The following is a 13,249-nucleotide window of genomic DNA, read 5'->3' on the forward strand; positions in this document are numbered from 1 at the left end:
TCCTCATGCGCTTTTGCGCAGTGCCGGCTGCCTGGCGAAGAGTTCACGAAAGACCGGATAGATATCGGCTGGAGCAGCAATGCGCTTCATCTGGAAATTTGGCCATTTTCCATCGACAGTGCTGTAGGCGCGCCAGAGCGAGGTCCCGTTTTCGGTCGAACCGAAAATATGGCTCTCGCGTTCGTCGATGATCTCCACATAGGCGAAATACTGGCACAGGCGCATGAGCTTGCCGCCGAGAAGCTCTATGCAGCGCTCGGAGTCGGTGGCGAAATTGTCGCCGTCGGACGCCTGGGCTGCATAGATGTTCCACTCCTTGGCCGGGTAGCGCTGTTCGATGATGCGATGCATTTCCTCAAGTGCCGTGGAAACGACGGTGCCGCCGCTCTGGGTGTGATAGAAGAACGTCTGTTCGTCCACCTCCTGGGCCTCATGAGTGTGTCGAATGAACACGATGTCCGTCCTCTCATAACGGCGCGTCAGGAACAGGTGCAGCAGCACGAAGAAGCGTTTGGCCAGATCTTTTTCGCGCTCTCCCATGGACCCGGACACATCCATCAAGCAAAACATGACGGCGCTGGCATTGGGCTGTGGCCGCGGGTCGAAACGATTGAAGCGGATGTCGACCGGATCGACATAGGCAACTCGCCTGCGGCGACGTTCCAGCCGGTCGAATTCCTCGCGCAAGGCCGCGATCCGCTCGCGCCTTGCCGTGTCGGGCGGTTGTGCTTCCAGTATGGCGATCTGCATGGCGATCGCGTCCAACTGCGCCTGTTTGGGACGCCGAAGCGCGATGCGGCGGCCATGGCTGTTGCGCATGGTGCGACCGACATTGATGTTGGTCGGCGAGCCGCTGGACGCGAAGCCCGCCCGCTTCGGCTTGAACGTGAGTATCTGCTTGAGATTGAGCTTGACCAGATCTGGCAGTTCCAGATCCTCGAAGAAGAGGTCGAGAACCTCCTCGCGCGACAGCACGAAACGAAAATCGTCTTCGGATTCCTTGTTTCCGGGAGCGGAGGAGCCCATGCCTCCCCGCCCGGGCTTGGGGATCAGATCCCCGGAAATGTAAGTCCTGTTTCCGGGCAGGACGTGCTGGCGTCGGCCGCTGTTTCCGGCATCGCTGAACACCGGCTCGCTGGTGTCCTTATGCGGCATGGGCACGGCATGCTCGCGGCCGACCTCAGCGATGCGGCCCTCGCGGACCTTGTCGCGGATGCTTCGCTTGAGTTCCTCGCGCGCGCGCTTGAGGAAGCGCTGGCGATTGCCCAGGCTCTTGTCCTTCGGATTCAGGCGGCGGTCGATGAAGATCGGCATGGAAGCGTTCGGGCTTGCCTCAACCCGCCTTGTTCACGCGCATGTACCAGTCGACAAGCCGGCGCACCTGCCGCTCCGTATAGCCGCGTTCCACCATGCGCTGCACGAATTCATTGTGGCGCTTTTCCGTGACACTGTCCTGCTTGGAGCCGAAGCTGATCACCGGCAGCAGGTCCTCGACCTGGCCGAACATGCGCTTTTCGATGACTTCGCGCAGCTTTTCGTAGCTTGTCCAGGACGGGTTGCGGCCATGATTGCGCGCCCGTGCCCGTAGCGTGAACTTGACCACTTCGTTGCGGAAGTCCTTGGGATTGGCGATGCCGGCCGGCTTCTCGACCTGCGACAATTCCTTGTCCAGAATCTCACGGTTGAGGATCTGTCCCGTGTCGGGATCCTTGTAGTCCTGGTCCTCGATCCAGGCGTCGGCATAGGCGATGTAGCGGTCGAAAAGGTTCTGGCCATACTCGCTGTATGATTCCAGATAAGCCTTCTGGATTTCATGGCCGATGAACTCGGCATAGCGCGCCGCGAGTTCCGACTTGATGAATTCGAGATAGGCAGCTTCCGTCTCCTTCGGGAACTGCTCGCGCTTGATCGCCTCTTCAAGAATATACATCAGATGCACAGGGTCCGCCGCGACCTCGTTGGTGTCGTAGTTGAAAGTCTGCGACAGTATCTTGAAGGCAAAACGTGTGCTTACGCCGGTCATGCCCTCGTCGACCCCTGCGGCGTCGCGATATTCCTGAACCGACTTGGCCCTGGGATCGACCTCCTTGAGGTTTTCGCCGTCATAGGCGCGCATCTTGGTGTAGAGCGGCGAATTTTCATGCGCCGCAAGACGGGTCGAGACCGTGAACCGGCTGAGAATGTCCAGCACCTCAGGCGCGCAGGGGCTGCCAGCCAGTTCGCTCTCGCGCAACAGCTTCTCGTAGATATGCCGTTCTTCGGTGATGCGCAGGCAGTAAGGCACCTTGACCACCAGAATGCGGTCGAGAAACGCCTCGTTGTTCTTGTTGTTTTTGAACTGCTGCCACTCCGATTCGTTCGAATGGGCAATGATGATGCCCTGATAGGGGAAGGAGCCGAAATTCTCGGTGCCATTGTAGCTGCCTTCCTGGGTCGCGGTGAGCAGCGGATGCAGGACCTTGATGGGCGCCTTGAACATCTCGACGAATTCGAGCAGGCCTTGCGTGGTCCGGTTCAGGCCGCCGCTGTAGGAATAGGCGTCCGGATCGGACTGGCTGAAATTTTCCAACTGTCTGATGTCGACCTTGCCGACCAGAGCCGAGACGTCCTGGTTGTTCTCGTCGCCGGGCTCGGTCTTGGCGATCGCGATCTGGCGCAGCCTCGACGGCATCAGCTTGACGACGCTGAATTTGGAAATGTCACCGGACAGTTCGTCCAGCCGCTTGGCCGCCCAAGGCGAGATAAGTCCGTTGAGGCGGCGCCGGGCTATCCCGTATTTATCCTCCAGCAGGTCGCCCATGCGATCAGGATGGAAAAGGCCAAGCGGGGATTCGAAAATCGGACTGATCTGGTTGCCGACCTTGAGCGTGTAGATCGGTCGCTCTTCCATCAGTTTCTTCAGCCTTTCGGCAAGAGAGGATTTGCCGCCGCCGACAGGGCCGAGAAGGTAAAGGATCTGCTTGCGCTCCTCCAGTCCCTGGGAGGCATAGCGGAAATATCCGGCGATCCGCTCGATCGTATCTTCCATTCCATAGAAGTCGGAGAAGGAGGGATAGATCTTGACGGTGCGGTTGGAGAAGATGCGCCCGAGCCGCTCATCCTTGCTGGTATCGACGAGGTTCGGCTCGCCAATCGCCTCGACCATGCGCTCGGGGGCCGAGGCGTACATCGACTTGTCTTCGCGGCAGGCCAGGAGATATTGCTGGAGACTGATCTCCTCCTGAGCCGCCTTGGTATAAATCTCTGAGAACAGATTGAAGACGTCAGACTGGTTCTCACCCATGATGCTTACCCTCAGAGCCGTTTTTGGCTGTCGAACGGCCACTTACCTATTCAACTGTCGGAACGCATTGTTGTTCCCTTCACATCAACGGGAGTACGTGCACTGAACATGAAACCGGGGATGCTGCCCATGCGTTGGACGCTCGCCATGGAACAGGAGAGATGGCGGGAGCACAATGATTGACCGACGAAGATTTGTCCTGGCTTCGATGGCGACGATGCTGCCACGGCGCGGGTCGGCCGCCTTGCGCGGCCCGGTGCCAAGGACCTTCGACTACGGGCCGGCCAAGCTCGACATCTATGCGCCCGATGGCGCCAGGGGCTTGCCGGTCGTCTTTTTCGTCCATGGCGGCACCTGGCAGTTCGGCAAACGTACGCAGGTGAACGCCAAGCCGGCCTTCCTGCTCGCCAATGGGTTCTGCTTCGTCTCGATCGACTACCGCATGCTGCCGCAAGCCGATGTCGCGACCCAGGCCGGCGACGTCGAAAGGGCCTATGCCTATGTCAGGGCCAACATCGCCCGGTTTGGCGGCGATCCCAGCCGTATTGTCGGCATGGGTCATTCGGCCGGCTGCCATCTGATTGCGTTGACCGGCATGCGCGGCGGATTGCCTGGCGTGGCGGCGCTCATCCTCGACGACACCAGGGCCTATGATCTTGCGGCGCTCCAGAAAAACGGCGGCATGGTGCGGGCCTATGCCCGGGTCTTTTCCGATCCTTCGCAATGGGCGGCATTGTCGCCGGCCAGCTATATCGATGGCCGCAAGCATCCGCCGACCTTCATCGCCTATTCCCGCGCCGAGGGTCGTCGCCAGGACTCCAAGGCTTTCGCCGAGCGCCTGCGCGCCACGGGCACGCAAGTGACGCTGTTCGACGGCAGCGCCTATACGCATATGTCGATCAACCGCGATTTCGGCGAAGACGGCGACGCGTTGACCGCCGCCGCGCTGGCGTTCCTGAAATCGACGGTCGGCTGATCCCTGCCGATTTCCGTCCGCCCCCCCTGTCACTGGATCATGCCAAAAGCGGCGGCGGGATATTGCCGCGCGGACGTCCGTGGGTGCAATTGCGCTATCTGTTTGTCTTGACGCAACTCCGGACGGAAAACCGCTTCACGCTTTTCCCGGAATTGCTCCTCGATCGTGAGCGGGAGAAAATTGCATGAACGGTGCCGATGTCCTGTGCGATGTGCTGCTGGCCAATGATGTGACGGTCTGCTTCGCCAATCCCGGCACCTCCGAGATGCATTTTGTGGCCGCGCTCGACCGCAAGCCTGAAATGCGCTGCGTGCTCGGCCTGTTCGAGGGCGTCGTGACCGGTGCCGCCGACGGCTATGCGCGCATGACCGATCGTCCCGCCGCGACGCTGCTGCACACCGGCCCGGGTCTCGCCAATGGGCTGGCCAATATGCACAATGCCCGGCGTGCGTTCAGCCCGATGATCAACATCGTCGGTGACCATGCCTCCTATCACCTGCCGCTCGACGCACCGCTCACCAGTGATATCGAAGGCCTTGCGGCGCCGATGTCCAAATGGGTTCGCCGCATCGAGGGGCCGGCCGATGTTCAGCCGGCGACGGAGGCGGCCTTTCGCGCCTCGCTCACGCCGCCGGGCGTCACGACGCTGATCCTGCCGGCTGATGCTGCCTGGGGCGACGCTGCGATGGCCTCGTCGGGCAAGGTCGTCCTTCCGCCGCCGCCTGCCGTCGGCATGGACGCCGTGCGCAAGGTCGCCGCTGCGATCCGGAGCGCTCCAGGCCGCGTCGGCATGGTCGTTCGCGGGCGGGCCGCACGGGCCGATGGGCTCGAGATCGCCGGCCAGATATCAGCCGCCAGCGATGTCCGTCTGTTCAGCGAGGTGCTGATCGCGCGGATGCAACGTGGGCGCGGGCGCGTGGCGCCGACACGCATTCCTTATCCAATCGATGCGGCGACGGGGTTGCTCAGGGATATCGACGTGCTGGTGCTGGTCGGCGCGCGAGAGCCGGTCGCCTTCTTCGCCTATCCGGGAAAACCCGGACGGCTTGTCAGGGAAGACTGCCAGGTGATGACACTCGCCGCCCATGGCGATGACCTGCACGCGGCGCTGGAGGCGCTCCGCGATGAGCTCGGTGTCAAGCCGTCGCGGCAGATGATGTCCGCGACCGCCCTTCCAGAGGAGGCAACCCCGAGCGGCAACCTGACGGACGATGCCATCGCGCTGTCGGTGGCGCGCAAGCTGCCGGACAACGCGATCGTCTGCGATGAGGCGGTTACCTCGGCGCGCCGTTTCTTCGCGCTGTCGGCATTCGCGGCGCCACACGATTACATGATGGGCACGGGCGGATCGATCGGCGGCGGCATTCCGATGGCGACCGGGGCGGCAATCGCCTGTCCCGACCGCAAGGTGATCAATCTCGAAGCCGATGGCAGCGGCATGTATACGGTGCAGGGCCTGTGGACGCAGGCGCGGGAAAATCTCGACGTGGTAACGATCGTCTTTTCGAACCGGACCTACGCAATTCTGCATGGCGAGATGCGCAATGTCGGCGTGAATGCCATCGGCGAGAATGCCAGGCGCATGCTCGACCTCGACCAGCCCGCGCTGGACTGGGTTTCGCTGGCCAAAGGTATGGGCGTGGAGGCGGCGCGCGCCGACACATGCGAGCGGTTCGATGCGCTCCTGGACAGCGCCTTGTCTCGGCGCGGTCCGTTCCTCATCGAAGCGCTGATCTGACCGTTTGCGAAAGGCGAGCCGTAGGTCGCCGGCTGAACGACCTACCAGCGGGTCTTTTCGCCGGGAGCCGCCGGTTCAATCGCCAGCGCATGCACACCGGCCTTCAATTCGTCGGCAAGCAGTTCGTTGACGGCGCGGTGGCGGTCGATGCGGCTCATGCCGGCAAAGGCGGACGCGACGACGCGGACGCGAAAATGCGTCTCGCCGGTACCGTCATAGGCACCGTGATGGTCGGAGCCATGATGGTGATGGCCGGCATGGAGGTGGCTTTCGTTGATGATGATCAGCCGCTCGGGCGAAAATGCCTTGTTGAGCTTGTCTTCCATGATCGCCTGTATGGACATCGCCATCTCCCTTCACCACATATGGCTGGTGCGTCAGCCTGGGGCCGCTGCAACGCTTCAACAAATAGATCGTTCGAACAAAATGGATCGTTCGTCCGCTTTTAAGCCGCGATTCAGCGGTTAGGGCGATGATCGCGAAAATGTCAATTCTTGTTTCGCATCTGCGAACGCCCCATAAATGGGTGAGATGAAGCCGTATCCCAAATATTTCGAGAAGATTCGCATCCGCCCGGAGAAGGACGCGGAGGTGAAGTCGCACTCGCCGATCTGCCAATGGGATGGCTGCAAGGAGCCGGGTACCCATCGCGCGCCGGTCGGGCGCATGAAGGAGGGCGAGTATTTCCGCTTCTGCTTCGACCATGTGCGCGAGTACAACAAGGGCTTCAACTACTTCTCCGGTGTGCCGGACACCGAGGTGGCGCGCTTCCAGAAGGAGGCGATGACCGGCCACCGGCCTACCTGGAAGATGGGCATCAACGGCGCCTCGACGCGTTCGTCGCCCGATATGGCGCAGATGCGCTCCGGCCGCGCCGGCTACTACAACCGCATGCGCGACCCGTTCGACCTGTTCAAGGGACCGAAGGACCCGCGCGAGGCGCGCGAGCGCAAGGCCAAGCCGCTTGAGGCCAAGGCGCTGGAAACGCTTGGCCTTGATACAAAGGCGACTGGCAAGGATATCAAGGCGCGCTATAAGGAACTGGTGAAGCGTCACCATCCGGATGCGAATGGCGGCGACAGAGGTTCGGAAGACCGGTTCCGCGATGTGCTGCAAGCCTATCGCGTGCTCAAACAGGCGGGCCTGTGCTGAGCGACCCTATGGTTTGTGTCGTTTTCCAACTTTCATAAGGGTGGAAAAGGCTCTAAGACCGCCCCCGAACAAAATCGATTGCCGGCGAAACGGGACGTTTCGCCCGTGGGAGACGTTGAGAGATATGAACAAGGTCGATCGCGACATTGCCAACCTGCCCGACACGACGGTGTCGGTGAAGGAGAAATTCGGCTTCGACTCCAAGATGGTGGTACCGGCCTATTCGGTCACCAGCGAGCATGTGCCCGATGTCGATCCCGACTATCTGTTCGACAAGGCGACGACGTTGGCGATCCTCGCCGGCTTTGCCTATAACCGCCGCGTCATGGTCTCGGGCTATCACGGCACCGGCAAGTCGACCCATATCGAGCAGGTCGCGGCGCGCCTCAACTGGCCCTGCGTGCGCGTCAACCTCGACAGCCACGTCAGCCGTATCGATCTTGTCGGCAAGGACGCGATCGTCGTCAAGGACGGGCTGCAGGTCACCGAGTTCCGCGACGGCATCCTGCCCTGGGCCTATCAGCACAATGTCGCGCTCTGCTTCGACGAATATGACGCCGGCCGTCCGGACGTGATGTTCGTCATCCAGCGCGTGCTGGAATCGTCGGGCCGGCTGACGCTGCTCGACCAGAGCCGGGTCATCCGTCCCCATCCGGCGTTCCGGCTGTTTTCGACCGCCAATACGGTCGGCCTAGGCGACACCACCGGCCTCTATCACGGCACGCAGCAGATCAACCAGGCACAGATGGACCGTTGGTCGATCGTCACCACGCTCAACTACCTGCCGCACGACAATGAAGTGAACATCGTGCTGGCCAAGGCCAAGCACTATCGCGACGGCAAGGGCAAGGACATCGTCAACAAGATGGTGCGCGTCGCCGACATGACGCGCTCGGCCTTCATCAATGGCGATTTGTCGACCGTGATGAGCCCGCGCACCGTGATCACCTGGGCCGAAAATGCCGAGATCTTCGGCAATATCGGCATGGCGTTCCGGTTGACCTTCCTCAACAAGTGCGATGAGCTCGAGCGCTCGGTGGTTGCCGAGTTCTACCAGCGCGCCTTTGGCGAGGATCTACCGGAGAGCGCCGCCAACGTGGTGCTGGGCTAAGCAGAGCCTCGATGGCGGGTCCAGGCGACAACACGCGCAACAAGTCGAAGACGGGGTCTGAAGCCGACAGCTTCAAGCGCGCCGTCACCGTCTGCATGCGCGCCATTGCCGGCGACAAGGACATGGAAGTCGGCTTCGCCAAGGACAGGCCGGCGCTGGCCGGCAGCCGCGCGCGTTTGCCAGAGCTGCCGAAGAAGGCGTCAAAGACCGATATCGCCATCACCCGCGGGCTCGGTGATTCCATGGCGCTGAAGCGCGCCTGCCATGATGTCCGCATCCACACCAAGCTGGCGCCGGAAGGCAAGGCAGCCCGTGCCGTCTATGACGCGGTCGAACAGGCCCGCGTCGAGGCGATCGGCAGCCGCGCCATGCAGGGCGTCGCCGACAATATCGGCTCAATGTTGGAAGACAAATACGCCAAGGCCAACCTCGTCGACGTCAAGGACAAGGCCGACGCGCCGATCGAGGAAGCGCTCGCGCTCATGGTGCGCGAGAAGCTGACCGGCCGCGCCATTCCGAAGAGCGGCGAGCGGCTGGTCGAACTCTGGCGGCCCTGGGTCGAGGAGAAGGCAAGCGCCGATCTCGACGGGCTTTCGGCCAAGCTCGACGACCAGCAGGCCTTTGCCCGCGTCGTGCGCGACATGCTCGCCTCCATGGAAATGGCGGAGGAACTCGGCGACGACCAGGAGACGGAAGACTCCGAGGACAATGACGACAACCAGCCGCAAGGCGAGGAGCAGAGCGAGGAGGGCGGCGAGGACGATTCCGGCTCCGAGCAGTCGCAATCCGAGGACGCCGAGGCGTCCGCCGACGACGAGCAGTCGGCAGAGACGGAAGCCTCCGATGCCACCGCCGACGATCTGTCGGACGATGACGATGCCGATGCCGAGACGCCTGGCGAGGCGCGGCGCAACGACAATCCCTTCACCAACCTGCCGAAGGAAATAGACTACAAGGTCTTCACCACCGCTTTCGACGAGACGGTCGGCGCCGAGGAGCTTTGCGAAGAGGAAGAGCTCGACCGGTTGCGCGCATTCCTCGACAAGCAGCTCGCCAATCTGTCCGGCGTCGTCGGCCGGCTCGCCAACCGCCTGCAACGCCGCCTGATGGCGCAGCAGAACCGGTCGTGGGATTTCGACCTGGAAGAAGGCTATCTCGACCCGGCGCGGCTGGTGCGCATCGTCATCGATCCGATGCAGCCGCTGTCCTTCAAGCAGGAGCGCGACACCAAGTTCCGCGACACGGTGGTGACGCTGGTGCTCGACAATTCGGGGTCCATGCGCGGCCGGCCGATCACTGTCGCCGCGACCTGCGCCGACATCCTGGCGCGCACGCTGGAACGTTGCGGCGTCTCGGTCGAGATCCTCGGCTTCACCACAAGGGCCTGGAAGGGCGGACAGGCGCGCGAGAAATGGCTGAAGGACGGCAAGCCCCCCAACCCGGGCCGGCTTAACGATCTGCGCCACATCATCTACAAATCCGCCGACCATCCGTGGCGGCGGGCGCGGCGCAATCTCGGCCTGATGATGCGCGAAGGCCTGCTCAAGGAAAACATCGACGGCGAGGCGCTGCTGTGGGCACACAACCGCCTGATCGCCCGGCCCGAACAGCGCAAGATCCTGATGATGATCTCGGATGGCGCGCCGGTCGACGATTCGACGCTGTCGGTCAATCCGGGCAATTATCTCGAACGCCATCTGCGCGCCGTCATTGAACTGATCGAGACGCGCTCCCCGGTGGAGCTTTTGGCCATCGGCATCGGCCATGACGTCACGCGCTATTACAGGCGCGCCGTCACCATCGTCGATGCCGAGGAACTCGCCGGCGCCATGACCGAGCAACTGGCCTCGCTGTTTGCCGAGGAAAGCGCGCGCGACACGCGGCGCGGCGGCATCCGGCGCGCCGGATGATCCTTTCGCAGGGCGGCTTTCGGCAAACGGTTTTCGCCGCTTGCGCGCTCGCCAGTGTGGTCTTTTCGCCGGCCAATGCCAGCGGGCCGGCTTCGGTCGAGGTCTCGGCAAGACCAATAAGCCAGTTCAGAATAGGACATGACGAGAAACAGTTCGGTCCGCTCGAATTCGTCGGCGGACTGGAGATGACCTCGCCATCGCGCGATTTCGGAGGGCTGTCGGCTCTTCGTTTCCTGAAAGCGGGCGGCGATTTCATCGGCGTGGCCGATACCGGCTACTGGTTCTTCGGTACGGTGGCCCGCGACGCCGACAGGCGGCCCGTGGGCATCCAGAACTTCCGCATGCAGCAGATGGTCGACCAGAACGGCCAGCCTGTCGACGAGAAATCGGAAGTCGATGCCGAAGGTCTCGCGGTCAAGGACGGCGTCGCTACGGTCGGTTTCGAGCGCAATCACCGGATCGCCCAGTTCAACGTCGATCCCAGCAATATGAAGGCGTCATTCAAACAGCTGGACTTCCTGGTTCCGGTGCAGGAGTTGCGGCAGAACCGCGGCTTCGAGACCGTCACCCATGCCAATGCCGGCGGTCGGCATCAAGGCAGTCTGGTCGTGGTCTCGGAAAAGAGCCTCGACAAGGCAGGCAATATCTATGCCGCCATCATCGAAGGACCGCTCAAAGGCGTCTTCACCGTCACGCGCAATGGTGATTTCGACATCACCGATGGCGCCTTCCTGCCGGATGGCGACCTTTTGCTGCTGGAGCGCAGTTTCACGATGGAGGGCGGCCTCAGGATGCATCTGCGACGCATCCACGGCGAGAGCGTCGAGAAGGGTGCCGTCGCCGACGGGCCGGTGCTGCTGGAGGCCGACATGGGCTACCAGATCGACAATATGGAAGGGCTCGATGTCTGGACCCGCGATGACGGCGCGTTGATGGTGTCGCTGATCTCCGACGACAACCACTCGATCCTGCAGCGCAACCTCTACCTGGAATTCATCCTGTACCAGAATTGAGCGGCGCACCTTTCCTCTCCCCCGTCGATCTGGGGAGAGGTGTCGAGCGTAGCTCGACGGAGTGGGGAGCGACGGTTCATCAGAGAGTTACGGACGCGCCCTGTCAGGTCACTGCCCGTTGGTGGCTATCCAGATGACATGGCGCGCGCCGCGCTTCCCGTTGGCGCGCGTCTTGACCTCGTCGACGGCGAAGCCGGCCTGCTTCAGCCGGCGTGTGAAACCGCTGTCGGGGCCTTGCGACCAGACTGCCAGCACGCCGCCTGACTTGAGCGCCGCGCGTGCCGCTCCAAGGCCGGCCGCGCCATAGAGACTATCATTGCCCTTGTAGGCGATGCCTTCCGGGCCATTGTCGACATCGAGCAGGATGGCATCCCAGGCGCCGGATCGTATCTCCTGCCCGACATCGCACTCGCGGATGGTCACGCGGGGATCGTCGAGGCAGCCGGCGAAAATTCCTGCCATCGGGCCGCGCGCCCAGGCGACGACAGCCGGCACCAGCTCCGCGACGACGATTACGGCATCATCGGGCAGTTCGGCAAGCGCGGCGCGCAAGGTAAATCCCATGCCGAGCCCGCCGATCAGGATTCGCGGCCGCCGATGACCGGCAATCCTGGAGCAGGAGAGTTTTGCCAACGCCTCCTCGGAGCCGCTCAGCCGGCTGTTCATCAGCTCGTTGGTGCCGAGCATGATCGAGAATTCGGAACCGCGCCGTTTCAGCCGCAATTCCTGTCCGCCGTCCGGCGTTTTTGCCGAATCGAGCTGGACCCAGGGGATCACGGCCTAGACCACCGCGACGGCCGGCTGGCTCCAGCGGGCGGCGAGCAGCCGGTAGGGGATGAGCGCGACCACGGCGATGATCAGCTTCACGCTGAGGTCGCCGAGCGCCCAGGAAACCCAGCGCATGGCCTCGACATGGAAGACACCCATCAGCGGCGCCGTTTCGAGCGCAAAGCTGTCGTTGGGGCCGGTAAAAGCGAAAGCGGCCGAGAACGCGACGGTGAAGAAGACCATGGTGTCGAACACCGAGCCGACCAGCGTGCCGACGGTTGGCGCCCGCCACCAGCTCTGCCGGCGCAGCCGGTTGAACACAGTGACATCGAGCAATTGCGCGGACAGGAACGCCGCGCCCGAAGCCGCCGCGATGCGCACCAGCCGGTCGGCGGCGGTCTCGAATTCGATGAAGCCGTGGCGGAACAGGAAGGGCGGCACGAGGATGGAGCAGACCACCGCCGTCATGAAGCCGACAAAGACGATCCTGCGCGCCACGGCGGGTCCGTAGCGGCGGTTGGCAAGGTCGGTGACCAGGAAGGAGAAGGGATAGGTGAAAGCACCCCAGGTGAGCAGATCGGCCAGCGACAGGCCGCCGATCCGGCCCTGCATGGGGAACTGCACAAGGATGTTGGACGCCACGACGACAAGCGCCATGGCGGCCACGAAGGGCAGGTATCGCGAAAAGGAAGGCATTTTTTTATCCTGGGTAATGGAACCAGCGGAGCGTTTTGCCGAAAGACCGGATCACGCTCGCTTTGTTCGAGCATCGAATCCGTCAACCGCTTCGCGGTTGCGATCCGATGCTCAAGGCCAACGAGTGGTTGGCCGGGCGGTCGTCCCCCGCCTGAAAGACGAATTAAGCAGCAGCCTGCTCGGCGATCTTCTTGGCGATCTGCTTCTTCAAGAGGCGCGCGCGCTGCGAGAGTTCCTTGACGTCGGCCTTGGCCAGGAAGGCATCGAGGCCGCCGCGATGTTCGACCGAACGCAGCGCATTGGCCGAGATGCGCAGGCGCACATTCTGGTTCAGCGCTTCCGAGATCAGCGTCACGTTGACGAGGTTCGGTAGGAAGCGACGCTTGGTCTTGTTGTTGGCGTGGCTCACATTGTTGCCGGTCTGGACTGCCTTGGCAGTGAGTTCGCAGGTGCGGGACATGGTTTTAACCTTCAGTTCTCTCGTGACCTGCCAAACCTTTGTGCCCACGCCGGGTGGCGCGCGGTTCTGGTCAGGCGGCCTTATGGAAAAAGTTGGCGTTCCATAGTTGCATTTCGCCAATGCGTCAAGCTCCGGTCCTGCG

General features: G+C 62.5%; 12 protein-coding genes. 6 read left to right on the plus strand and 6 right to left on the minus strand.

Annotated elements, in window-relative coordinates; translation table 11 throughout:
• Positions 1-3: 3 nt before the first annotated feature.
• Complete coding sequence (locus FJ938_RS04860) at positions 4-1,314, minus strand: YeaH/YhbH family protein (protein ID WP_140691654.1); 1,311 nt, start codon at positions 1,312-1,314, stop codon at positions 4-6.
• Positions 1,315-1,333: 19 nt separating this feature from the next.
• On the minus strand, positions 1,334-3,283 hold the full coding sequence (locus tag FJ938_RS04865; protein ID WP_140608687.1) for a PrkA family serine protein kinase: 1,950 nt from the start codon (positions 3,281-3,283) through the stop codon (positions 1,334-1,336).
• 175 nt (positions 3,284-3,458) lie between these two features.
• Between FJ938_RS04865 and FJ938_RS04870 the strand changes: the two genes are divergently transcribed.
• A complete protein-coding gene (locus tag FJ938_RS04870) occupies positions 3,459-4,259 on the plus strand; it encodes an alpha/beta hydrolase (RefSeq protein WP_140691657.1) in 801 nt (266 codons plus the stop codon).
• 184 nt (positions 4,260-4,443) lie between these two features.
• Positions 4,444-5,997, plus strand: coding sequence for an acetolactate synthase large subunit (locus FJ938_RS04875; protein WP_140691660.1), 1,554 nt, complete (start codon positions 4,444-4,446; stop codon positions 5,995-5,997).
• Positions 5,998-6,038: 41 nt separating this feature from the next.
• Here FJ938_RS04875 and FJ938_RS04880 read toward each other — a convergent pair whose 3' ends face one another.
• A complete protein-coding gene (locus FJ938_RS04880) occupies positions 6,039-6,341 on the minus strand; it encodes a BolA family protein (RefSeq protein WP_140608681.1) in 303 nt (100 codons plus the stop codon).
• Between the two features lie 178 nt (positions 6,342-6,519).
• Here FJ938_RS04880 and FJ938_RS04885 point away from each other — a divergent pair, with 178 nt between their 5' ends.
• From FJ938_RS04885 to FJ938_RS04900, 4 genes are all read left to right on the plus strand, one after another.
• Positions 6,520-7,149 (plus strand): J domain-containing protein, encoded by a 630-nt coding sequence (locus FJ938_RS04885; protein ID WP_140608679.1) that lies wholly within the window; start codon positions 6,520-6,522, stop codon positions 7,147-7,149.
• Positions 7,150-7,273: 124 nt separating this feature from the next.
• The gene (cobS, locus tag FJ938_RS04890; RefSeq protein WP_056576002.1) at positions 7,274-8,260 is read left to right on the plus strand and encodes a cobaltochelatase subunit CobS; all 987 of its coding nucleotides are present in this window, start codon (positions 7,274-7,276) and stop codon (positions 8,258-8,260) included.
• Positions 8,261-8,271: 11 nt separating this feature from the next.
• Positions 8,272-10,170, plus strand: coding sequence for a cobaltochelatase subunit CobT (gene cobT, locus FJ938_RS04895; RefSeq protein ID WP_140691663.1), 1,899 nt, complete (start codon positions 8,272-8,274; stop codon positions 10,168-10,170).
• Positions 10,167-11,183, plus strand: coding sequence for an esterase-like activity of phytase family protein (locus FJ938_RS04900; protein WP_140691666.1), 1,017 nt, complete (start codon positions 10,167-10,169; stop codon positions 11,181-11,183). The genes cobT and FJ938_RS04900 overlap by 4 nt, the downstream gene beginning before the upstream one ends.
• A gap of 108 nt (positions 11,184-11,291) precedes the next feature.
• Here FJ938_RS04900 and FJ938_RS04905 read toward each other — a convergent pair whose 3' ends face one another.
• From FJ938_RS04905 to rpmB, 3 genes are all read right to left on the minus strand, one after another.
• Complete coding sequence (locus tag FJ938_RS04905) at positions 11,292-11,960, minus strand: hypothetical protein (protein WP_140691668.1); 669 nt, start codon at positions 11,958-11,960, stop codon at positions 11,292-11,294.
• A gap of 3 nt (positions 11,961-11,963) precedes the next feature.
• Positions 11,964-12,647: a queuosine precursor transporter gene (locus FJ938_RS04910; RefSeq protein WP_140691670.1), complete on the minus strand. Its 684-nt coding sequence runs from the start codon at positions 12,645-12,647 to the stop codon at positions 11,964-11,966.
• Between the two features lie 163 nt (positions 12,648-12,810).
• Positions 12,811-13,107: a 50S ribosomal protein L28 gene (rpmB, locus tag FJ938_RS04915; protein WP_140608670.1), complete on the minus strand. Its 297-nt coding sequence runs from the start codon at positions 13,105-13,107 to the stop codon at positions 12,811-12,813.
• Between the last annotated feature and the right edge of the window lie 142 nt (positions 13,108-13,249).

Origin of the sequence: Mesorhizobium sp. B2-4-14, assembly GCF_006442155.1 — a bacterium.
Classification (GTDB): Bacteria; Pseudomonadota; Alphaproteobacteria; order Rhizobiales; family Rhizobiaceae; genus Mesorhizobium.

Excerpts from the sequence above, each read along its gene's own strand:
- FJ938_RS04865 (WP_140608687.1), bottom strand. The coding sequence starts at position 3,283 with ATGGGTGAGAACCAGTCTGACGTCTTCAATCTGTTCTCAGAGATTTAT.
- FJ938_RS04870 (WP_140691657.1), top strand. The coding sequence starts at position 3,459 with ATGATTGACCGACGAAGATTTGTCCTGGCTTCGATGGCGACGATGCTG.
- FJ938_RS04885 (WP_140608679.1), top strand. The coding sequence starts at position 6,520 with ATGGGTGAGATGAAGCCGTATCCCAAATATTTCGAGAAGATTCGCATC.
- cobS (WP_056576002.1), top strand. The coding sequence starts at position 7,274 with ATGAACAAGGTCGATCGCGACATTGCCAACCTGCCCGACACGACGGTG.
- FJ938_RS04860 (WP_140691654.1), bottom strand. The coding sequence starts at position 1,314 with ATGCCGATCTTCATCGACCGCCGCCTGAATCCGAAGGACAAGAGCCTG.
- FJ938_RS04900 (WP_140691666.1), top strand. The coding sequence starts at position 10,167 with ATGATCCTTTCGCAGGGCGGCTTTCGGCAAACGGTTTTCGCCGCTTGC.
- FJ938_RS04910 (WP_140691670.1), bottom strand. The coding sequence starts at position 12,647 with ATGCCTTCCTTTTCGCGATACCTGCCCTTCGTGGCCGCCATGGCGCTT.
- FJ938_RS04875 (WP_140691660.1), top strand. The coding sequence starts at position 4,444 with ATGAACGGTGCCGATGTCCTGTGCGATGTGCTGCTGGCCAATGATGTG.
- cobT (WP_140691663.1), top strand. The coding sequence starts at position 8,272 with ATGGCGGGTCCAGGCGACAACACGCGCAACAAGTCGAAGACGGGGTCT.
- rpmB (WP_140608670.1), bottom strand. The coding sequence starts at position 13,107 with ATGTCCCGCACCTGCGAACTCACTGCCAAGGCAGTCCAGACCGGCAAC.
- FJ938_RS04880 (WP_140608681.1), bottom strand. The coding sequence starts at position 6,341 with ATGTCCATACAGGCGATCATGGAAGACAAGCTCAACAAGGCATTTTCG.